Annotated in this window: 26 protein-coding genes; 15 read left to right on the forward strand and 11 right to left on the reverse strand. The window is 47.1% G+C overall.

The features are described from left to right. Positions 1–3 precede the first annotated feature (3 nt). The 3 genes from D0A37_RS12415 to D0A37_RS12425 all read left to right on the forward strand — a co-directional run bounded on the left by D0A37_RS12415 (position 4) and on the right by D0A37_RS12425 (position 2045). The gene (locus D0A37_RS12415; protein ID WP_242724588.1) at positions 4–1146 is read left to right on the forward strand and encodes an RNA-guided endonuclease InsQ/TnpB family protein; all 1143 of its coding nucleotides are present in this window, start codon (positions 4–6) and stop codon (positions 1144–1146) included. After that, the gene (locus D0A37_RS12420) at positions 1112–1306 is read left to right on the forward strand and encodes a hypothetical protein (protein ID WP_242724589.1); all 195 of its coding nucleotides are present in this window, start codon (positions 1112–1114) and stop codon (positions 1304–1306) included. Before D0A37_RS12415 ends, D0A37_RS12420 begins: the two co-directional genes overlap by 35 nt. 223 nt (positions 1307–1529) lie before the next feature. Further along, entirely contained in the window at positions 1530–2045 is a 516-nt protein-coding gene (locus tag D0A37_RS12425; protein ID WP_242724590.1) for a Fur family transcriptional regulator, read from the forward strand. Between the two features lie 230 nt (positions 2046–2275). On the opposite strand, the gene D0A37_RS12430 is transcribed toward D0A37_RS12425, so the two are convergent. Next, positions 2276–3127 carry an Npun_R2479 family HD domain-containing metalloprotein gene (locus tag D0A37_RS12430; RefSeq protein ID WP_242724591.1) on the reverse strand — a complete coding sequence of 284 codons (852 nt, stop codon included), beginning with the start codon at positions 3125–3127 and terminating at the stop codon, positions 2276–2278. Positions 3128–3344: 217 nt separating this feature from the next. Beyond that, positions 3345–3548, reverse strand: coding sequence for a hypothetical protein (locus D0A37_RS12435; protein WP_242724592.1), 204 nt, complete (start codon positions 3546–3548; stop codon positions 3345–3347). A gap of 213 nt (positions 3549–3761) precedes the next feature. Here D0A37_RS12435 and D0A37_RS12440 point away from each other — a divergent pair, with 213 nt between their 5' ends. The 10 genes from D0A37_RS12440 (at position 3762) to D0A37_RS12485 (ending at position 12495) form a co-directional block, all read left to right on the forward strand. Continuing rightward, a complete protein-coding gene (locus tag D0A37_RS12440) occupies positions 3762–3905 on the forward strand; it encodes a hypothetical protein (protein ID WP_242724593.1) in 144 nt (47 codons plus the stop codon). Between the two features lie 99 nt (positions 3906–4004). Further along, positions 4005–4385, forward strand: coding sequence for a 30S ribosomal protein S12 (gene rpsL / locus D0A37_RS12445; protein WP_006632197.1), 381 nt, complete (start codon positions 4005–4007; stop codon positions 4383–4385). 145 nt (positions 4386–4530) lie between these two features. Then, positions 4531–5001: a 30S ribosomal protein S7 gene (gene rpsG, locus D0A37_RS12450; protein WP_006632196.1), complete on the forward strand. Its 471-nt coding sequence runs from the start codon at positions 4531–4533 to the stop codon at positions 4999–5001. Between the two features lie 345 nt (positions 5002–5346). Continuing rightward, entirely contained in the window at positions 5347–7419 is a 2073-nt protein-coding gene (fusA, locus tag D0A37_RS12455) for an elongation factor G (RefSeq protein WP_242724594.1), read from the forward strand. Positions 7420–7521: 102 nt separating this feature from the next. Then, positions 7522–8751: an elongation factor Tu gene (tuf, locus tag D0A37_RS12460; protein ID WP_242724596.1), complete on the forward strand. Its 1230-nt coding sequence runs from the start codon at positions 7522–7524 to the stop codon at positions 8749–8751. Between the two features lie 210 nt (positions 8752–8961). Further along, the gene (rpsJ, locus tag D0A37_RS12465) at positions 8962–9279 is read left to right on the forward strand and encodes a 30S ribosomal protein S10 (protein ID WP_006632193.1); all 318 of its coding nucleotides are present in this window, start codon (positions 8962–8964) and stop codon (positions 9277–9279) included. A gap of 316 nt (positions 9280–9595) precedes the next feature. Beyond that, entirely contained in the window at positions 9596–9979 is a 384-nt protein-coding gene (locus D0A37_RS12470; protein WP_242715925.1) for a helix-turn-helix domain-containing protein, read from the forward strand. Then, a complete protein-coding gene (locus D0A37_RS12475) occupies positions 9979–10542 on the forward strand; it encodes an IS630 family transposase (RefSeq protein WP_242715923.1) in 564 nt (187 codons plus the stop codon). The genes D0A37_RS12470 and D0A37_RS12475 overlap by 1 nt, the downstream gene beginning before the upstream one ends. 163 nt (positions 10543–10705) lie before the next feature. Further along, positions 10706–11347 (forward strand): LON peptidase substrate-binding domain-containing protein, encoded by a 642-nt coding sequence (locus D0A37_RS12480; RefSeq protein WP_006632192.1) that lies wholly within the window; start codon positions 10706–10708, stop codon positions 11345–11347. Positions 11348–11556: 209 nt separating this feature from the next. After that, positions 11557–12495, forward strand: coding sequence for a PspA/IM30 family protein (locus tag D0A37_RS12485; protein WP_242724598.1), 939 nt, complete (start codon positions 11557–11559; stop codon positions 12493–12495). Between the two features lie 33 nt (positions 12496–12528). On the opposite strand, the gene D0A37_RS12490 is transcribed toward D0A37_RS12485, so the two are convergent. Both D0A37_RS12490 and pheA read right to left on the reverse strand, forming a co-directional pair. Continuing rightward, on the reverse strand, positions 12529–13173 hold the full coding sequence (locus D0A37_RS12490) for a pentapeptide repeat-containing protein (RefSeq protein WP_242724600.1): 645 nt from the start codon (positions 13171–13173) through the stop codon (positions 12529–12531). Positions 13174–13223: 50 nt separating this feature from the next. After that, positions 13224–14171, reverse strand: coding sequence for a prephenate dehydratase (gene pheA, locus D0A37_RS12495; protein WP_242724602.1), 948 nt, complete (start codon positions 14169–14171; stop codon positions 13224–13226). 208 nt (positions 14172–14379) lie between these two features. On the opposite strand from pheA, the gene D0A37_RS12500 reads away from it, so the two are divergent. Next, complete coding sequence (locus tag D0A37_RS12500) at positions 14380–14958, forward strand: DUF1997 domain-containing protein (RefSeq protein WP_242724603.1); 579 nt, start codon at positions 14380–14382, stop codon at positions 14956–14958. Positions 14959–15095: 137 nt separating this feature from the next. Here D0A37_RS12500 and D0A37_RS12505 read toward each other — a convergent pair whose 3' ends face one another. Beyond that, positions 15096–15548, reverse strand: a complete 453-nt coding sequence (locus D0A37_RS12505) for an FHA domain-containing protein (RefSeq protein WP_242724604.1) — start codon at positions 15546–15548, stop codon at positions 15096–15098. Further along, positions 15545–16117 (reverse strand): hypothetical protein, encoded by a 573-nt coding sequence (locus D0A37_RS12510; protein WP_242724605.1) that lies wholly within the window; start codon positions 16115–16117, stop codon positions 15545–15547. The genes D0A37_RS12505 and D0A37_RS12510 overlap by 4 nt, the downstream gene beginning before the upstream one ends. Position 16118: 1 nt before the next feature. Between D0A37_RS12510 and D0A37_RS12515 the strand changes: the two genes are divergently transcribed. Beyond that, complete coding sequence (locus D0A37_RS12515) at positions 16119–16292, forward strand: hypothetical protein (protein ID WP_242724606.1); 174 nt, start codon at positions 16119–16121, stop codon at positions 16290–16292. A 109-nt stretch (positions 16293–16401) separates the two neighbouring features. On the opposite strand, the gene D0A37_RS12520 is transcribed toward D0A37_RS12515, so the two are convergent. The 5 genes from D0A37_RS12520 to D0A37_RS12540 all read right to left on the reverse strand — a co-directional run bounded on the left by D0A37_RS12520 (position 16402) and on the right by D0A37_RS12540 (position 19886). Further along, positions 16402–17139: a PRC-barrel domain-containing protein gene (locus D0A37_RS12520; protein WP_242724607.1), complete on the reverse strand. Its 738-nt coding sequence runs from the start codon at positions 17137–17139 to the stop codon at positions 16402–16404. A 55-nt stretch (positions 17140–17194) separates the two neighbouring features. Then, positions 17195–17671, reverse strand: coding sequence for an FHA domain-containing protein (locus D0A37_RS12525; protein WP_445242525.1), 477 nt, complete (start codon positions 17669–17671; stop codon positions 17195–17197). Positions 17672–17768: 97 nt separating this feature from the next. Further along, positions 17769–18560 (reverse strand): double zinc ribbon and FHA domain-containing protein, encoded by a 792-nt coding sequence (locus tag D0A37_RS12530; RefSeq protein WP_242724611.1) that lies wholly within the window; start codon positions 18558–18560, stop codon positions 17769–17771. A 205-nt stretch (positions 18561–18765) separates the two neighbouring features. Beyond that, positions 18766–19485, reverse strand: a complete 720-nt coding sequence (gene pgl, locus D0A37_RS12535) for a 6-phosphogluconolactonase (RefSeq protein WP_242724613.1) — start codon at positions 19483–19485, stop codon at positions 18766–18768. A 233-nt stretch (positions 19486–19718) separates the two neighbouring features. Then, the gene (locus D0A37_RS12540; RefSeq protein WP_242724615.1) at positions 19719–19886 is read right to left on the reverse strand and encodes a hypothetical protein; all 168 of its coding nucleotides are present in this window, start codon (positions 19884–19886) and stop codon (positions 19719–19721) included. Positions 19887–19891: the final 5 nt, after the last annotated feature.

Here is a 19891-nt window from a genome sequence, read left to right on the forward strand (position 1 = left end):
TAAATGATATACAATACTAGCATGAAGACACTGAAGTTTAAGCTCTATAGTCACAAGCGGAATAGATACCTGAAGCAGTCAATCAATGCTGCTGGAGTTATCTACAACCATGCGATCGCTCTCCATCGTCGGTATTACCGGATGTGGGGTAAGCATTTGAACTGCGCCCAACTTCAAGCTCATATTGCCAAGCTGAGAAAGCGTAATCCATTTTGGCAGTTAGTTGGCTCTCAAGGGGTGCAAGATATTTGTCAGCGCATTGAGAAGGCATACCAGCTATTTTTCAAACATCACAAGAAGGGGGTAAAGCCACCAGGATTTAAGAAAATCAAAAAATACAAATCGTTCACCCTGAAACAAGCTGGATACAAGTTTCTGGGTGGTAATCGAGTGAAGATTGGAAGCAGGGTTTATCAGTTTGGGAATTCTAGACCTATTGAGGGCATAGTTAAAACGTTGACCATCAAACGCACACCATTAGGTGAGTTGTTTATGGTTGTAGTGGTGGATGAGGGTTCAGAGCCAGAGATTGAATTTGCGACTGGTAAGATAGCGGGATTCGATTTCGGTCTGAAAACTTTCCTCACTTGCTCGGATGGCAGCAAGATTGAATCGCCCGAATTCTTCAAACAAGGACTCAATACCATCCGTAAAGCGTGTAAGCAGTTATCACGTAAACAAAAGGGGTCTAAGCGTCGTGAGCAAGCCAGAAAGCATCTATGTAGGCAATACGAAAAGATTGCCAACCAAAGACGTGATTGGTTCTGGAAGCTGGCTCATGAACTAACTGATCGCTTTGATGTATTGTGCTTTGAAACATTGAACCTCAAAGGAATGCAACGGCTTTGGGGACGTAAAATCAATGACTTGGCACTGGGCGAATTCCTGTTAATTCTCGAATGGGTAGCCAAGAAAAAGCGTAAATTAGTCGTTTTTATTGACCAGTGGTATCCGAGTTCAAAGACGTGCGCTCAATGCGGTCACATTCTGGAATCGCTAGATCTATCGGTGAGGCAATGGCGTTGCCCATCTTGCCAATCTGTTAATGGACGAGATGAAAACGCATCTATAAATATTCAAACCGTTGGGGCAGCAATGGTTGGGTTAGGTAGTGTCAGACAGGCTTCGCCTGCAACTGCTGTTTGAGCCTTTAGAATCCCCCGCATTCATGCGCGGGGAGTATGTCAATAACGACTACCGCCTCACATTTACAGTGCGCCCGTGCGTTGCTTGTACTGAAGATGCGATCGGTTGCACTGACTTTGAACCTAAGACTTGTTTTACCAATGCTTATCAGCAACATTGATAGAAACTTCACAAAATTTAGGCATAAATCCCGAAAACTAATTTTTCACTTCCACTTTTAGCAAGGGGGATAGATGGCTAGCAGATTACCCTTAACTAAAGGGGAAGTCTAGGATTAAACGGATTATCACGGGGAATACACTTTAGGAGAATCTAAAAAAGAGCGCGAATAAATAATAGATAATCCACTAGAAGCCTCGTTCAAGTTTTTTATTTTTGGCGACATGAACTTATACAGTGCTAACTCACTCAAAGTCGAACTCAACCAGAGAGGCTGCCGCCTGACTCCCCAGCGAGAAACTATTTTGAGTGTCTTTCAAAATCTGCCACAAGGCAATCATTTAAGTGCGGAAGAGTTATACAGGAATTTGCAGAATAAAGGAGAACGAATAGGCTTGTCTACTGTCTACCGAACGCTGCATTTATTAGCCAGGATAGGAATTTTGCGGGAACTAGAATTAGCAGAAGGGCACAAACATTACGAACTGAATTTTCCCGAATTGCACCACCACCACCACCTGGTTTGCATTCAGTGTCACAAAACCTTTGAATTTAGCGATGAATCCATTTTAAGAATTGGCAAAAAGCAAGTTGAAAAAGCTGGGGTCCAACTGCTTGACTGTCAATTAACTGTGCGAGCTGTTTGTTTGGAAGCGCTGAGGGAGGGATGGCCTTCTTTGGTACCCAGCAATTGGTTGTGTCCCAGATATCATTCAGAAATTGAGGAGGAAATTAGTTGAGTTGGATGAAATACACTTCGGTAATGGGGAATTGGTAACTCTTGAACTCAGGTACAGCAATAGCGTTGCAAGGAATGCTAGCGAAGTGATTCTTAGGAAAGCAATCTCACGCATTCCCAACCTTTTCTGCTTAATAGCATTGGAATGAATTTTAAGGAATGTTAGCTAAGCAATTATTAGAAAAGCAATGTCACGCCTTCAAAAATTTTCGCCTTTCCCTTCCCCTTCCGTCAAGCAACCTCAGAATCGCAACGTTGGTGTTCCATCCGAAATATGTTAGCGTACAAACTAGCAACAATCTGTTTGCCTTCCTGCGTCAACTGCAAGTAACCGAGAGATTCACTGATGTGAGGATAAATGCCGCTCCAGTAAAACTTAGAGTAGCTTTGCAGCAAATCCCCCGGATGTCGATAGCCCAAAACTTTAGTAGCACCGCTTTCTTCCAGCTCGTAAAACAGCGCGCCAATTTTCTGTAAATATTGCGGGTTGCTGAGCTGACCTATCAAGTCAGCACCGCGCACTAAACTAGAGTAATTACCTGCATCCTCGTCAGTGTTGCCATCAAGCACCGAGAAACGAGTCTGTTCTATGTTCTGCTTAATTATCTCAGCATTAATTAGCTTGTGGTTGCCGAAGCGCTCGTCAATGAACAATTTAGCTCTGTCAACTCGGTAAGGAGCTAGGCTGGCCGCTGTTGCACCGGGAGCAAGTGCAATTCTCAGGCCATCTTTTCCCGTAGCATACAATCCTTCTGATTCTTGGTCTTGCCGACAAACTCCTTTGACATATCCGATATCTTGGCACAGCAAAGAAATGATGAAGTGCAGCCAATCTTCGCAGGAAACTCCGCCCTTGCGAATGTGTTTTCCGCGCAAGATTTCTTGACCGACTAAGGTAATGCAAATTGCGTGTTCTACATTGTGATAAAGAGCGTCGCTGTTGGCGATGTTTTCTAACGCCATTGCCCCGACCCAGGCAATAATGTCAGAATAATCTGATTTGTAGCCTCCGTAAGTGCGGCTGTACCCGTTCTGAAGTTGTTCGATGAAAGCCTCGATCAGCAGTTCTGTAGAATTAAACATACCCTATCCTTTTACCTTAATATTTCCTTTTAAAAGCGGTGCATCTATTGGGGAGTCCTCTAATTTTATGGATGAGATTTTATTTCACAACTCCTGCACCCGTGTGCGTTGTGATCTGTGGGTGGCAAGTGGGTGGCAATCTCAAAACTCATTGACGCAGCTACGCGCGGGGATTCACTAGGCAATCTCGCGCCCTGAGTCAAAACTCCCAAGCAACTCAGTCCATCACTGACACCCATCCCCGCCGTACTGCATACAGCAGCCTGTTGACAATTTTTCGCTCCTCTGAACTTTTTAAACTGTGAGAATTAATTGCGTATTGGATTTGCTGGAACACAGTCCGATCGATCTTACCGGATTTCCAAATGTTCAAGTAAAGTTCGGAAATTTTATATTCAGGAATATAAGCTTTGGTTGTCATCTGCCGTCAACTCAATGTATATTTCTTATTGTCCGGCCATTTTAGATAACTTTCTGTGATGTAGATCGGCTATAGACTGTGATGCGATCGCAGGCGGGAGTTAATGCCCATCTCCTAAACAAGGGTAATTTGAGCGAAAAAGCGCGATATTGCGATCGTCATAAATTTTGCTGACGGCTGTGACAATAATCATAGTTGCACCTAAATTATAGGATGTCACATACCATTCTCCCGTTGCGCTCGCCCCCTCCCAACTTGCAGCAAGGAAGGAAGTTTGAGCGCGGTTCGCGTAAATTTCTTGCCAAAGAAACTCGCGTCGTGTACAATATAGAGTCTGGTATCCTCACTTACCCATAATTATTTTCATTCATCCCGTCCCCCCAGAGGGGAAGGGACTTTCAGTGCGGATACAGCCAAATCACTATATTCAGCAAAAAGCTAGAAATGCCGTAACTCATGCCCACTATTCAGCAACTCATCCGTTCAGCACGGGAACAAACGCAGAAAAAAACCAAATCGCCAGCTCTCAAGAGTTGCCCCCAGCGGCGCGGAGTTTGCACCAGAGTGTACACAACCACCCCGAAAAAACCCAACTCGGCGCTGCGGAAGGTGGCTCGGGTAAGGCTGACCTCTGGTTTTGAAGTCACCGCCTACATCCCAGGGATCGGTCACAACTTGCAAGAACACTCTGTAGTAATGATCCGGGGCGGTCGGGTAAAAGATTTGCCCGGAGTTAGATACCACATCATTCGGGGTACATTAGACACCGCTGGGGTGAAAGACCGCAAGCAGGGTCGTTCCAAATACGGGGCCAAGCGTCCTAAAGAGAAAAAATAAGACGGAACTCGCCCGATCATCGGGGTTGGGAAGCAAAAATAAATCCGATCGCGCCGATCAATTGCACGCTCGATCGTCATAGATCGAGATCTGATCCCAAAACCCCAAACTCAATCATTCAAAATCAAAAATCCCAAATAGAACTATGTCTCGCCGCACAGTTATTCAAAAACGTCCAGTTCCACCAGATCCAACCTACAACAGCCGGTTGGTAAGCATGATGGTGAGACGGATCATGCAGCACGGCAAAAAATCCGTTGCCTCCAGCATCGTCTACGACGCCCTCAAAACCATCCAAGAACGCACAGGGGCTGAACCGTTAGACTTGTTTGAAAAAGCAGTCAAAAACGCTACACCCCTGGTAGAAGTCAAAGCCCGCCGGGTAGGTGGCGCCACCTACCAAGTACCGATGGAAGTGCGTTCCGATCGCGGTACCACCCTCGCCCTTCGCTGGCTGATCAGATTTGCCCGCGCCCGCACCGGCCGTTCGATGGCCGCCAAGCTAGCCAACGAACTGATGGATGCAGCTAACGAAACAGGCAGTGCTATTCGCAAGCGCGAAGAAACACACCGCATGGCCGAAGCTAACAAGGCTTTTGCTCACTACCGGTACTAACTGCAAAATCGGGCATGGAGAAGAGTGCGATCGTGCGGTATAAAAGCATCGGGTGAGAAATTGGAAAGTGTAAGTTTTGAGTGTTGAGATTGCTTCTCTGGGCGCAATTGCGATTCATGAAGCAAACTCAAGACTCCCAAAATCAAAATTCACGCACTCAAAATTCACGCACTCTCGAAATCCTCCATGTCGCATCCTTAATATTTTTGTAAACAAATTTTGCAAAAAATATTAAAATGTAACAATAAGCTCCCGAGACTTTGGTAAGTCGCTGGGGAGTGCAAAATAGGGTTACTGTGTAGTATAATAGTATTATAACAGCAACACAAGATTAAGGAGGTAGCTGTGGCACGTACCGTCCCGCTAGAAAAAACTCGCAACATCGGCATCGCAGCCCACATTGACGCGGGCAAAACAACAACAACTGAAAGAATTCTGTTCTATTCAGGCATGGTTCACAAAATGGGTGAAGTGCACGAGGGAACAGCAATCATGGACTGGATGGAGCAAGAGCGGGAGCGGGGAATCACGATTACTGCCGCTGCTATCACCACCAGTTGGAAAGATTACACAATCAACATCATCGACACCCCCGGACACGTAGACTTCACGATCGAAGTCGAACGCTCGATGCGAGTGCTCGACGGAGTGATCGCAGTGTTCTGCTCGGTAGGGGGAGTGCAGCCGCAATCCGAAACAGTGTGGCGACAAGCCGATCGGTATAAAGTACCGCGGATCGTGTTCGTCAACAAAATGGATCGGATGGGCGCAAACTTCTACAAAGTCTACGGCCAAATTCGCGATCGAATGAGAGCGAACGCCGTACCCATCCAAATCCCGATCGGCAGCGAAGAAAACTTCCGGGGAATTGTAGATTTAGTGCAAATGAAAGCCTACATCTACAACAACAACACCGGCACCGATATCGAGGAAGTAGAAATCCCCGATGAAGTAAAAGAGCTAGCGGCAGAATACCGCACCAAGCTGATCGAGTCCGTAGCAGAAACCAACGACGCCCTCACGGAGAAATACCTCGAAGGCGAAGAGTTAACGGAAGACGAAATTCGTGCAGCTTTGCGGACTGGCGCCATCTCTGGGGCGATCGTCCCCATGCTCTGCGGTTCGGCGTTCAAAAACAAAGGCGTTCAGCTTTTGTTGGATGCAGTGATCGACTACCTGCCCTCGCCCTTGGAAGTTCCTCCAATACAAGGACTCCTGCCCAACGGCGACACTGCAGAACGATTTGCAGACGACAGTGCGCCCCTGTCAGCCCTGGCATTCAAAATCATGGCTGACCCCTACGGCCGGCTGACCTTTGTTCGCGTCTACTCCGGTATCCTCAAAAAAGGCACCTACGTCCTGAACTCCACCAAAGACAAAAAAGAGCGGGTTTCTCGCCTAATTGTACTCAAAGCGGACGATCGGATAGAAGTTGACGAACTGCGGGCAGGAGACTTGGGAGCAGCCTTGGGTTTGAAAGACACCTTCACCGGCGACACCCTCTGCGAAGAAGGAGCGCCAGTGATTCTGGAATCTCTGTTTATTCCAGAGCCAGTGATCTCGGTGGCTGTCGAACCCAAAACCAAACAAGACATGGAGAAGCTCTCCAAAGCCCTCCAGTCACTCTCGGAAGAAGACCCCACCTTCCGAGTCAACGTTGACCCAGAAACCAACCAGACAGTCATCGCCGGCATGGGCGAACTGCACCTGGAAATCCTGGTAGACAGGATGCTGCGGGAATTCAAAGTAGAAGCCAACGTGGGTCAGCCACAAGTAGCCTACCGTGAAACCATTCGCAAATCCGTCCGCGCCGAAGGTAAATTTATCCGCCAAAGTGGCGGTAAAGGTCAGTACGGTCACGTTGTGATCGAACTAGAACCCACCGAGGTCGGAAGCGGCTTTGAATTTGTCTCCAAAATTGTTGGTGGCACTGTACCCAAAGAGTACATCGGCCCGGCAGAACAAGGGATGAAAGAAGCCTGCGAATCAGGTATCGTAGCAGGGTATCCCGTGATTGACCTCAAAGCTACTATGGTAGACGGGTCTTTCCACGACGTAGACTCCTCAGAAATGGCATTTAAGATCGCCGGTTCAATGGCGATCAAAGAAGCCGTGATGAAGGCGTCGCCAGTGCTGCTAGAGCCTATGATGAAAGTAGAGGTTGAAGTTCCCGAAGATTACATCGGGAACGTCATCGGAGACCTCAACTCGCGTCGGGGTCAGATCGAAGGCCAAGAGACGGATCAGGGGATAGCCAAAGTTTCTGTAAAAGTTCCACTAGCAGAAATGTTTGGTTACGCCACTGACATCCGCTCGAAAACCCAAGGTCGAGGCATCTTCACAATGGAATTCAGCCATTACGAAGAAGTGCCGCGAAATGTGGCTGAAGCCATCATCGCTAAGAACAAAGGTAACTAACGATTTTGAATTTTAGATTTTGGATTTTGGATGAAATCCAAAGTCTAAAATCTAAAATGTTAAAATCTAAAATCGCTAAAAGAAACAAGGAACAAATCGAGAATGGCACGCGCAAAATTTGAACGGAATAAACCCCACGTAAACATCGGCACGATCGGTCACGTTGACCACGGCAAAACAACTTTGACCGCCGCGATTACGATGACTCTCTCTGCACTAGGTCAAGCAAAGGCTAAGAACTACGCCGACATCGACGCTGCGCCAGAAGAAAAAGCACGGGGTATTACGATTAATACTGCTCACGTGGAATACGAAACCACAGGTCGGCACTATGCCCACGTAGATTGCCCCGGACACGCTGACTATGTGAAAAACATGATCACCGGTGCAGCTCAAATGGACGGCGGCATTCTAGTAGTGTCAGCAGCAGACGGCCCCATGCCTCAAACTCGCGAACACATCCTGCTGGCAAAGCAAGTTGGCGTTCCCAGCCTAGTTGTCTTCTTGAACAAAGAAGACATGGTGGATGATGCTGAACTGTTGGAATTGGTAGAACTGGAAGTTCGCGAACTTTTGAGCTCTTACGATTTTCCGGGCGATGACATCCCCATCGTCACAGGTTCGGGATTGAAAGCTCTCGAAGCGATGCTTGCTAATCCCAAGACTGTAAAGGGCGAAAATGAGTGGGTTGACAAAATTTACAAGCTGATGGAAGAAGTAGATGCTTACATCCCCACCCCAGAGCGCGAAGTTGACAAGCCTTTCTTGATGGCAGTTGAAGACGTATTCTCGATTACTGGTCGGGGTACTGTCGCCACAGGCCGGATTGAGCGCGGAACCATCAAAGTCGGCGAAACAGTCGAATTGGTGGGTCTTAAGGACACTCGCAGCACTACGGTGACTGGTGTGGAAATGTTCACCAAGTCTCTGGAGGAAGGTTTGGCCGGCGATAACGTGGGCCTACTGCTGCGGGGGATTTTAAAGGCGGATATTGAACGCGGAATGGTGATTGCTAAGCCGAAAAGCATCCTGCCTCACACTCAGTTTGAATCTGAAGTGTACATCCTCAAGAAGGAAGAAGGCGGCCGGCACACGCCCTTTTTCTCTGGATATCGCCCTCAATTCTACGTCCGTACCACTGACGTGACCGGCACGATCGCACAGTTCACCGCTGATGACGGTACTGAAGCAGAAATGGTGATGCCCGGTGACCGGATCAAAATGACTGTTGAGCTGATTCACCCGATCGCGATCGAACAAGGAATGCGCTTCGCTATCCGCGAAGGCGGCCGCACCGTCGGCGCCGGCGTTGTTTCCAAAATCCTCAAGTAGGAATCCGATAACAGCCTAAATAGCAGAAAAGCCGCCAAATGTCAATAGGCTTTTCTGCTATTTAGTGAGTAGTGAGTAGTTATAGGTTAGTGGCCAGTTGTTAGTAGTTATGGGTTAAATGTTCAATAACAAATAACAAATAACAAATGACTGATGACTGATGACTAATGACTAAAAATAAACTGAACCTCGAAAATTCAAGAAACAAAAATGGCAACAATTCAACAACAAAAAATTCGCATTCGCCTCAAAGCTTTCGATCGCCGAATTCTAGACGCATCCTGCGAAAAGATTGTAGATACAGCAAATCGGACAGCAGCCACAGCGATCGGCCCGATTCCCCTACCGACAAAACGGCGGATTTACTGCTTGCTGCGATCGCCCCACGTAGACAAAGATTCTCGCGAACACTTTGAAACCCGCACGCACCGCCGGATTATCGACATTCACCAGCCATCGGCCAAAACAATTGACGCTTTGATGAAACTGGATTTGCCAGCAGGCGTAGATATCGAAGTCAAGCTGTAGATTGACTTCTCGAAAACTCGGAAAGAAGGAACAAAGATTAAATAAATTGTTCCTTCTTTTTGTTGAAATTTTCCTAGTCATTAGTTATTAGGTATTAGTTATTAGTTAATAATCAGCAATAATTTCTGCTCCGACACGAACTTAAATAATTATTCTTAATTAAGGCGCGCTCACTACAAAAACGCTCCTTTAGCAGTCGCTATCATCGCCTTTGGACTCACTTAGTTTACCAAAAAGGTATATTTAACATTTTGACGAAATACAGCACTTCCGGATGTTATGAGGTACAATAGAATCGACTAAAAATAATATACCAATGAAAGCATACTCAGTAGATTTGCGATCCAAAATAGTAGCAGCCCATGTCGAGCAGAAGCTGTCGATCAGAAAAACAGCAGAAATATTTGCCTGCAGTAAAAGCTTAGTTCAAAAACTTGTCAAGCAACAAAAAATAGAGGGGAATTTACAGCCTAAACCGAGGGGTAAACCCAGATTCAGTCATTTGAATAATGCGTCACAAGAGTTAAGAGAAATAGTGGTCACACATCCCGATGCAACTTTGGTAGAATTGTGTGAGTTGTTCGCCCAAAAAACAGGAAATTGGGTAGGCAGAACAGCCATGTGTAGCGCCTTACAGAAGTTGGGATTAAATCGTAAAAAAAAACAGTCAGGAGTAGCCAAGCAGGCACAGAAAGAGTGATGAAGTTAAGGTTAGACTATTGGGAAAAAGTCAAGGATATCGAGCCAAAAAATCTAGTATTTTTAGATGAGACTGGAGTATTGCTAGGTTTAACCAGAACTCATGCACGTTCGCAACGAGGAACTAGAGCCTATGCGGTCAAACCTTTTTATCGAGGCAAGAAAGTCACAGTAATTGGTGCAATTAGCCTCACGAAAGTAGTGGCATTAATGACCCTGGACAACTCGATGGATAGCAAAGCATTTGAGGTGTTTATCGAGAAATGTTTAGTGCCACAATTGTGGCCCGGAGCCGTAGTAGTGATGGATAACTTACCAGCGCATAAAGTAGATTCAATTACATCGATGATTGCCGTGGTGGGTGCTTCTATTTTATGTTTATCCCCATACTCTCCTGATTTTAATCCGATTGAATTATGGTGGTCGCAACTTAAATCTTTATTGCGACAGTTTTCACCAACCAGCACTAAAATGGTTGACACGATAATTGCTGTGGCTCTTGACTTAATTAATCCGAAACATCTCAAAAACTGGTTTACTAATTGCTGCTACTGTACCTCATAACATCCGGAAGTGCTGTAACGCCTTTGTCAAGCTGCCAGCACCGGAGATAGCTCGCCGTCGCTTCCGTTGCCACCGAAAAAGCCCGATCGCTCCTGCCCCGGAATTGCCTTTAATCAGTTAAAGTAAGAAAAATAAGCGCAAGTACCGTCACTTTTGAGCGACAATGGCATCCTCTTCCTCTGTAGCAGTTCGCGAACTCCCCTTATTTCCGTTGCCGGAAGTGGTTCTATTTCCAGGTAGACCGCTACCGCTGCAAATCTTCGAGTTTCGCTATCGAATCATGATGAATACGATTCTGGAGGGCGATCGGCGTTTTGGTGTACTCATGTGGGACCCCAACCAAAATAAAGTCTCCGCCGTCGGTTGTTGCGCCGAAGTGATTCACTGTCAGCGCCTACCCGACGACCGCATGAAAATTATGACTCTCGGACAGCAGCGGTTCCGAGTGCTCGACGCAGTTCGGGAAAAACCCTATTTAGTCGGTCTCGTAGAATGGATTGAAGACGAACCGCCCCAAAAAGACCTCAGACCTTTGGGAAAAGATGTCGAACAACTGCTGAGAGATGTAGTTCGCCTCTCCAGCAAATTAATGGATCAGCCGATCGACCTGCCCGAAGACATTCCCAGTTTGCCTACAGAATTGTCCTACTGGGTAGCCAGCTATCTTTACGGTGCAGCGACTGAACAGCAAACTCTTTTAGAATTGCAAGATACTGCTGCGAGATTGGAACGCGAAACCGAAATTTTGACTTCTACTCGCAATCACTTGGCAGCGAGGACTGTACTTAAAGATACCCTCAAGTAGCCAATGTGCATAGGAAAAAAGTACGATCGGTTTGACCTCCCTTGAAGAAAGAATTACACACAAATCATTCGATTTTCGATTTTTGATTTTCGATTGACTGATGAACTAAGGGTTTGGATCGCGGGCTTACAGTTCCATTATTTTTTGGAACTGCTAGCTGTTTAATCCTTAACTTCAAACAGGTTCGGATAGGTTCTTTATAGCAGAAAATGCTTGTGTTAGAAAATCTCGACCAACCGAAACCATACGATGCAGTTAGAGGCGGTCAACTGCCACCACCGACAGGTGGTGTCGTGCTCGGCGGACTAGCAGGAGTCAAACACCGGCTGTCTAGTTCAGTCAGCGAACATCGCATCGCCGCCCTGACAGAGGCATTGAATTACGGCGATGCAGGCTTAAAAATAGTCATCAAGATTTGTCAAAGCGAAACAGGGCCAGTGCAGGGGGCGGCCTGCGATTTGCTCCGAAAAAAACTAAGTTCGATCGCTCGCGAAAAATTACAGGCCTTTATAACTTCAAGTTCAGATACAGAAGCGGATGTAGACAGCACTCAAAAAATATTAGATCACTCATCCGGTGCAGTCTCAGAAAAAAATTACGATCGGCAAATGTCCGAAGCCCAGTTAATATTTGAGACAGTTACGCAGCAGATACAACCAAATGTGTTGCTGTTAGAAGCACTGGTAGCCTCTGTAGAACGCGAAGAATTTACCAGCGAACTGATGAATCTTTGGGAACTATTAATCTTAGAAATTCAGGAACCTCTCAAAGAACTGCGTCAGGCTGTTGGCACTGCGATTTCCGCCCAACTGCGGATTCAGTGGCTGTACAATCAAGCTGAATCCCAAGCCAACCAGTGGCAGCAGCGAGCTTTGCTAGCTCTTGAGACACAGGATGAGAATTCAGTCCGCCTCGCCGTGGTTCGCCAGCAGGTTCAATTCGATCAGGCGGCAGAACTAAAAATTGACTTAGACTACCAAACTGTGCGAGTAGAAAATCTCAACCGCAACTTGCTGGCTTTGGAAAGTAAGATTGCTCAAGCTAATTCCAAGAAAGAGATCCTCAAGATGCAGCTTCATTTTGCTAAGGTACAGCAGCAAATAGACTTCACTTTCAGCCAAGTCAATAGTATATTTTTTAGTCCTTAGTTGTGGGATTCTCTGCTGATATATTGCCTGATGTCAGACTTGTCTGACGCAAAAATGTATTGTCCCACTGAAAATTGTTTCCTCATCTCGCTTAGCTCCTTCGAGATTAGCGCCGCACAAAAATGCCCCGCTCAAATTAGCACCCCTCAAGTCAGCTCCTCTCAAGTCGGCGCCCTCAAGGTTACTTTCACACAAAAAAGCGCCTTTCAAATTGGCTGTTCTCAGACTCGCTCCCCGCAGTTTAGCCTCGCTTAGATTGGCTTTTTCGAGGTTTGTATGGTCCAAGCAAGCATCTATGAGGTTTCCTTCCATTAGGTTGGCGGCGTACAAGGAAGCTCCGCTCAAATTAACACCTATCATTTTGGTGTCGCTCAAGTTGGCGTTTTCCAAGTTTGCTTCAATCAGGTCAGCTCCTGTTAATCTTGCGAAAGTTAGATCTGCTTGGCTCAGGTTAGCCCCATTGAGTTTTGTCATCACCAGGCAAGCATTCTTGAGGTTGGTACCTATTAAGTTTGCCCCCCCTAGGTTGGCCAAAGCAAAATTTATTTCTTTGAGATTCGCGCAGGCTAGATTAATATGAATTAGGAAAGCTTCTCGCAAAGAAGCCTCTTTCAAGTTTGTTTCATGAAAATTTCTTTCTCCGGCTGCGTATCGCTTGAGAAGTTCATCAGCATTCATCTCACCAGCCTCCTAAGCTTGACTTAAAAAGTATACTACATAAAAGAAAATTATACTACGGACAGTACACTATAGCAACCAAAAATTTTTAAAGTTTCTGTGTGATTTTTTAATTCTTCGAGTGCCGATAGAACAAATGCTTGGCAGGCGTTAGCTTCAACGTCCATAAAGAAAATATATTCTCCGAGGGATCTTTTAGTCGGTCTAGATTCAATCCGACTTAAATTAATACCGCGACTGGCAAATACTTGCAAAGGTTTTACCAGTGCTCCCGGCATATTGGCAGGTACGCTAAAAGCTAGTGAGGTATGGGTGCAATTAGACGGTGAAGCATCGAGGATCAACTCAGGAGCAGATTGTGTAATGGATTTAATGGACGAGCGAGCCCCTGGTTCTACGTTTCCGATTTCTCCACCACTCCTGCTGAGTACCCAAAAGCGAGTGTAATTATCGGGATAATCATTAATGGGCTGAGCTAACACTGGCAAATTGTAAAGTTCAGCCGCTCTTGGTGAAGATATCGCTGCTACATTTCTATCTTCCAAATATTGCAATGCTTCCGTGGTTGAATTGGCCGGAATTAATTGAGCTGAGGGAATAAACTGCCCCAACCATACCTGACACTGAGCTAGCGCTTGCGGGTGAGAGTAAACTTTGTGAATCTCGTTAAAATTTTTAGCATTAGACACCAGGGCGTGGGAAATTGGCAAAACTAAGGCGTGTTGAATGCGGAGTTGATCGAGTCGCCACAGTGTATCTAAGGTGACAGTCACGCTGCCTTCGATCGAATTTTCGACGGGTACAACTGAATAGTCAACCTGCCCTACGGCAGATGCCTCTAGCGCTTGGGAAATGGTGGAATAAGGACATAAGGTGCATTCCAAGTTAGTTTCCAAGCTCAACCAATTGACATAAGCGAGAGCCGCTGTTTCTGCATTTGTACCAACAGGGCCGAGATGTGCGATCCTCTTCGAGGGCTTCGCTAACGAAATTTTCATTTAGAGGCAATTTTAAGTTACAAATGTTTGCTTTACTCTCATCAGCTAGCAAGTATGATGAAAAATTAGCGATGTCCCGAAAGCTTTTATCCGTGATTTCTCGGATGACATTGCTGGGTACACGACTTAGTGCGCGACTTATGTCACCTTAAAAAAGGTGATACTTCATTAAGATATGCTTAGGAATCCTATATTTTGATATCTTCTCATGTATATCCGCTTTAATGCTTCCCAATCGGTTGAGATCTCCGTACCAGAGGAACGGGTTCCCATTCAACATTATCTGCGCCAGCCGAGGCGACTGGTAAACGCCCTTGTCGATCAAAGTCGCACAGAACAGCTAAGCGATGACTGTTTCCGCCTAAAAATGCGACCGTTACAATTTATGATGCTGAGCCTTCAACCCACAGTAGACATGAGGGTGTGGGCGCAGTCGGACGGCACAATCAATTTGGAGTCCGTCGCCTGCGAAATTCGCGGCGTGGGTTATATCAACGATCGCTTTGCTCTCAATCTCAAAGGACAGCTTTGTGTACACCAAAGCAGCGGGGTAGCATACTTGAAGGGAAAAGCGGATTTGCAAGTGCAAGTAGAGTTACCGCCGCCGTTTTGGCTGACGCCCAAAGCCATTTTAGAAGCAACAGGCAATGCTTTGCTCAAGAGCGTACTGATGAGCGTCAAACAGCGGTTGATGCACCAGTTGCTCTCCGATTACCGCCGGTGGGCAAACAGTGAAACTGAGGTAACATCGATCGAGCTCCCCCCAATCTTATCTTTAGAAGGGTGAAATCCTAATAGAGAAGCTGTTAATTAATGTATAGGGATATTTAGGCACAAATCAGGCCACTTACCACAATATTAGTTAGACGCTCGAATTGGGCCTCTGAGCTTTGTTTGAACTAGCCTGCAATAGATAGCTGCCGGTCAGTCAAGATCGATTTGAGTGAGCCCTCCATGTTCATCGTCTTCGATTATTCCCACGCCCCCAGGCCAAGCAGTTAACTTGTCTTTTGAAGCTGGGTGATTTTGGCTGAGTTCGTGCTGCGGTGGCTTGATTATTTTGCCCGGTGGAGTCGTTGCGCCCACCCGAATCCTGATTTTTGGCCCGGAATTGCCCAAGCGAATTGTCATCCCGTCCACAACTGACACCTGAGCGATCGGTCTATCATTTACATAAGTGCCGTTAGCACCAAAATTAATAATTTCCCAGCCATTAACGTGATTCCACAGCTCTACGTGGTGGCGGGAAACTACAGCGCTGTAAATAATTACATCATTGTCGTTCGATCGACCGATCCGAACCACCGATTCGGATTCAAAACACCAACTTTGAACTGGGACAGACTGGATAGGATGTAACAGAGTTAAGGTAATCACTGATGTTTTGACGCTCCACCGCCAGACAGAAACGGGGATACTTCCAGAGAGATTTTTTGGGAGAAAACTGCAAAAAATTTGATTTTTAAAGGCGTAGTCAGTGCGCCACTACTCCCTCGCTCTGCCGTAAAAGTCGAACTTTTGGCGGCTGGAGGCATTTGAACAAACTTTTGATGGTTAGCTTTTGGCGCAGGCGCCAATTTTTGGTGTCCTGGGTAACAACCAAACACGATGTTATTAATCGGGTGAACTTCCCAATTATTGACAGAGGTCTCAACCGCTTGATTAATTAGATCTCGGATGGAGCGATTGCGCCGATGGCTGAGTCGCTCCATTCCATGTGCCAAATAACCATTTTTCCGCTGACCCACGAGAGCATTTAACTCAGATCCACGCTGGTTGCACCGCTGATTCGAGTTCTTGATCGGGCGACAGTCAACGATCGACGAATCGCTGTTTGTGGAGACAGAAGTTAACCTATTATTAATCCTGGGGTCTCTAGATAAAATACTTGTTGGTTGTATCTGAGATGTTGCACCATTCTGAATAAGCCTTTTATGAACAGGCAAGATGCCTGTTCCACAAGAAAATTCACTCTTTGTGGAACAGACATCTTGCCTGTTTTTGAGAATGGTGCAAGATGTGAGTTGTATCAAACAGCATAGGTCTTTTGGAGTTGCTAGCATTTTCCTTATTGACGCGATACCTTTAAAATACAATGCTTTGAGTAGCACTGGAATTTAGAGCGACAACGCCTCAATCTCTCACATGGAAAATACCGATCGACCTTCCTCGCGCGCCGCCCCAAAATGTGCTAGGCAATTAGTCGCAGGGCGAGCGGGAAAGCCAAACTTCAGCTCAAATCTGACTCAGGCGGCTCCGGCTTCGGCTCTGGCGGGACATATTCTTGCCTTTGTCGCTTCAACTCTGCAACTTTTTCTTGAGCTACATCCCTGACTTCGAGAGCTTTATCTTGGAATTTTTCCGCCAGATTTTGAGCGCCCCGCTTCACGCCTGCCACATTTTTGAGAGTTCTGTCGAAATCTTCGTGTAAAAACTCTGCTACCAAACCGACTTTTTTGTGCAGTCCCTCCGCGTACTGCACTGGCTCGGATACAGCAGCTTCAGAGACGATCGCCCGCTTGCTGCCGATGGTCGAAATAGCTGCCACAGGTAACAAGTAAATGTCGTCTAAAACCCCGCGCCAGCCGCTCGATTTAAATAGGTAGTGGGTGACTGAACCCGTGCGGACATCAAATAGGTAGTCAACCACTGCACCTGCCTGATTCCCAGCGTCCGTGAGCACCTCAAGCCCGATCGGACAAACAGCTTGTTCCGGCTGATGCAATTCCGGCAGTTCCGGGTTAATGGTGACAAAAACATTTTCCCCTACCGTATCAACTTGCGCCCAAGCGAACCAAGTTTTTTTGCTGCCCAAAAGTCCCGACTTGCAAGTAAAGCCGATCGCCCGCTGGGAGTGAGCATCGAGCCAAACCCGATCTACCCTGCCGACCTCTTCCGCCGTTCTGCGGTCGATCGTGCGGCGGTTTAGCAGTTCGCTGCGCCTAACAATCTGTGGTGATGTACTCATAAATAAACTCCTGAGTGCCGCCTTTGAAAAATGTCGATCGTTCAAAGAAGCCGATTTAATATTCTTCTTGCGGATAATGGCGAATATTATCTGCCTCGGTTAACTCCTCCTCTTCCCTGGAAGTGCCAACTTCTTTTTGCTCGGGAACAGGAATCGTGCTAATGTGCACGCCGCCCGAGGGAGCGTGAATTTCCTTAGCTTCCCTGGCCTGGACGCTAAGGAGTCCTAACTGGGCTGAGGACTGATTCGGGCCTACGTTAATTTGAATTTTGGGACCTGAGCGAGCCAAGTGAACGATCAGACCGTCCACAATGGGAACCTTAGCGATCGGCTTACCATCGAGGTAAGTGCCGTTCGTACCTAAATTGATCAGTTCCCAAGTTATGCCGCTGCGCCGCAATTCGATGTGGCGACGAGAAACCACAGCGCTAAAAAGAACGACGTGGTTTTCAGTCGAGCGCCCGATCCGGACGACCTGCTCGTCTTCAAAGATCCAACTGCGGACGGGTATGGACTGGAGTGGATGTAGCAAGGTCAGCTTAATCACATTGGCAGCATTGAGTTTTGGTAGAGCGCCTTAAGATGCGATTTTAGATTTTAGACTTTCGATCGCCCAATCCAAACTCGATCTAAGAGATTTGAAATAAAAACGTAACCAGGTCTCCTTTGCCCAGAGAGATGCGGTCTCCCGGTCGCAACCGGTGGCGGTTTCCCTTGGGTAGCGGAGTATTGTTGACGTAAGTGCCGTTGGAACTGCCTACATCTTCTAGGTAGCAAGCATCTCCCTCCACCCGGAGATTTGCGTGTACCCGAGAAACTATCTCAGAATTAGCAAATCCCGAAACATCAATATCCGGCGGCACTAAGTCATTTGGCTTGCCTATGTGAACCACAGAAAGACTGTGAGGCAATTCCATCGGCGTATTTGTCTGAACGTGTAGCAGGCGGGCCGACTGCTGTTGCAGTTGAGTTTTAGCTATACCTGCTGGCTGTGGGTCGGGAACCGGAGGAGAGATATTTACTGGTGTTGCCACCGATTCAGTTGTAACAGGAACCGAGGGCGAAGGCGGGGGATCTGGAATCGTCGGAATGCTGGCGGGAGTTTTTTCCAAGTTGAGCCCCTTATTTAGGGTAACTAGAGGTTCCATTGCCATCAGGGGATCGGGTGGGACTAAATCCGGCGCCGGTGACGATACCACTGTGGGGCCTACAGGCGAGGGGGACGTTACTGTCACCTCAACTTCTGGAACTATGGAACCCGGACGCAAGTTAAAGCCACACTGACCGCAAAATGCTGCATCTGTCTGAACTGCTGCACCGCAGTTCGAGCAACTTGCGGTAACAGGTAAAGGCGTGTAGCAAGCCTCGCACTGGCTGGCCCCGTCGGGGTTCTGGTGATTGCAATTGGGACAGACAATCATCGATTTCTCCTTGCTATCGGCCAGATTTTCCAATCAGCCTCATAAAAATACTCGTGTATATGGTCAAATTTTAGCTTTAACCGCCACAATTCTTATATTGCTTCGCTAATACTAGCAAGTGAGCTGACGCCGTGACGTTAGCTGTGATGGGCAAGATTGAGTTAGTGATAATGCTGACTGTGTTGGCAATGGGCGGCTCTGTCGGCTATTTTACTGCTGCGCCAGCGGCCGAATCGAGCAGCCACCAAAGCTCGCCCTTCGGTTGAACGAATCTGGCTGGATAGGTCATTTCGTCGGCTGCGGGGGCAAAAATTTGAGCAAGGGCGGGTTGTTTGCTGGCTCCTGCGACCATGAAGATGACGCACCGGGCCTGGTTGATTAAGGGGACTGTAAAGGTAATGCGGGGTTGACCGTCTTTGTTGCCGACAGTTACTAGGGCGTCGCGGACTTCCAACGCTGCGGTGCCGGGAAATAGAGAGGCTGTGTGGGCGTCGTCTCCTATGCCTAATAAAATGATGTCGAAGGCAGGAAACTCGCCCTCGGATACTTTGAAGAACTGCTGTAATTCGGCTTGGTGCGCCGCAGCGTCGGCTGCGGGGTCGCCGGCATCTGTGGGCATGGGGTGGATGTTGCTGGCGGGGATATTCACTCGATCGAGCCATGCGAGGCGCGCCATTTTTTGATTGCTGTCTGGGTGTTCTGGGGGAACGTAGCGTTCGTCGCCCCAGAAAACGTGAATTTTGTCCCAAGGCAGATCTTGGGCTGCGATCGCTCTGTAGAGCGGCTCGGGTGTGCTTCCGCCCGCTGCGGCGATCGTACAAAGTCCGCGTTCTGCTATGGCTTCTGAGATTTTCGACAGCACAATCTCCAGCGATCGATCTATTAGTTGTTCCCGATTTGCTAATACTTCTACTACTTTTTTCATTAATTTCCTCTCAATTTTCCTTGGGTTTTATTCTCAGCAATTGCCAATTTTACCTTGACATTTTACCGTGATATTTTGGTTTGAGGTCTATCTGCTGACTGGTGCGGCAGGCTCAAGACCAGACCCCATGACATTTTATCATCTTATGCCCCTTGATTTGAGGAAAGCCAGACATATTTCTACAAGTGCTTTAGGGATTTTCACCTGTTGCATTGAGCTTTCGTAACTTTCAATCAAAAGTTCGATCGTACTGGGAGCATCTCTACAGAAAGTAAAAAGCGTTTTTTGGGTGCGATCGTCCCCAACCGCAAAGTCTCTAAATATAGCGAGCCGGACGATCGCACACCCACAGTAAAAGCCAAACCGAGATGCTCTCGATCGTACTTACCCCGGCCTAACAAAAATA

The sequence above is a fragment of the Microcoleus vaginatus HSN003 genome (assembly GCF_022701255.1).
Lineage (GTDB): Bacteria > Cyanobacteriota > Cyanobacteriia > Cyanobacteriales > Microcoleaceae > Microcoleus > Microcoleus vaginatus_B.

Excerpts from the sequence above, each read along its gene's own strand:
- D0A37_RS12415 (WP_242724588.1), top strand. The coding sequence starts at position 4 with ATGATATACAATACTAGCATGAAGACACTGAAGTTTAAGCTCTATAGT.
- D0A37_RS12425 (WP_242724590.1), top strand. The coding sequence starts at position 1,530 with ATGAACTTATACAGTGCTAACTCACTCAAAGTCGAACTCAACCAGAGA.
- D0A37_RS12430 (WP_242724591.1), bottom strand. The coding sequence starts at position 3,127 with ATGTTTAATTCTACAGAACTGCTGATCGAGGCTTTCATCGAACAACTT.
- D0A37_RS12435 (WP_242724592.1), bottom strand. The coding sequence starts at position 3,548 with ATGACAACCAAAGCTTATATTCCTGAATATAAAATTTCCGAACTTTAC.
- D0A37_RS12440 (WP_242724593.1), top strand. The coding sequence starts at position 3,762 with ATGTCACATACCATTCTCCCGTTGCGCTCGCCCCCTCCCAACTTGCAG.
- rpsL (WP_006632197.1), top strand. The coding sequence starts at position 4,005 with ATGCCCACTATTCAGCAACTCATCCGTTCAGCACGGGAACAAACGCAG.
- rpsG (WP_006632196.1), top strand. The coding sequence starts at position 4,531 with ATGTCTCGCCGCACAGTTATTCAAAAACGTCCAGTTCCACCAGATCCA.
- tuf (WP_242724596.1), top strand. The coding sequence starts at position 7,522 with ATGGCACGCGCAAAATTTGAACGGAATAAACCCCACGTAAACATCGGC.
- rpsJ (WP_006632193.1), top strand. The coding sequence starts at position 8,962 with ATGGCAACAATTCAACAACAAAAAATTCGCATTCGCCTCAAAGCTTTC.
- D0A37_RS12470 (WP_242715925.1), top strand. The coding sequence starts at position 9,596 with ATGAAAGCATACTCAGTAGATTTGCGATCCAAAATAGTAGCAGCCCAT.
- D0A37_RS12475 (WP_242715923.1), top strand. The coding sequence starts at position 9,979 with ATGAAGTTAAGGTTAGACTATTGGGAAAAAGTCAAGGATATCGAGCCA.
- D0A37_RS12480 (WP_006632192.1), top strand. The coding sequence starts at position 10,706 with ATGGCATCCTCTTCCTCTGTAGCAGTTCGCGAACTCCCCTTATTTCCG.
- D0A37_RS12485 (WP_242724598.1), top strand. The coding sequence starts at position 11,557 with ATGCTTGTGTTAGAAAATCTCGACCAACCGAAACCATACGATGCAGTT.
- D0A37_RS12490 (WP_242724600.1), bottom strand. The coding sequence starts at position 13,173 with ATGAATGCTGATGAACTTCTCAAGCGATACGCAGCCGGAGAAAGAAAT.
- pheA (WP_242724602.1), bottom strand. The coding sequence starts at position 14,171 with ATGAAAATTTCGTTAGCGAAGCCCTCGAAGAGGATCGCACATCTCGGC.
- D0A37_RS12500 (WP_242724603.1), top strand. The coding sequence starts at position 14,380 with ATGTATATCCGCTTTAATGCTTCCCAATCGGTTGAGATCTCCGTACCA.
- D0A37_RS12515 (WP_242724606.1), top strand. The coding sequence starts at position 16,119 with ATGCCTGTTCCACAAGAAAATTCACTCTTTGTGGAACAGACATCTTGC.
- D0A37_RS12520 (WP_242724607.1), bottom strand. The coding sequence starts at position 17,139 with ATGAGTACATCACCACAGATTGTTAGGCGCAGCGAACTGCTAAACCGC.
- D0A37_RS12530 (WP_242724611.1), bottom strand. The coding sequence starts at position 18,560 with ATGATTGTCTGTCCCAATTGCAATCACCAGAACCCCGACGGGGCCAGC.
- pgl (WP_242724613.1), bottom strand. The coding sequence starts at position 19,485 with ATGAAAAAAGTAGTAGAAGTATTAGCAAATCGGGAACAACTAATAGAT.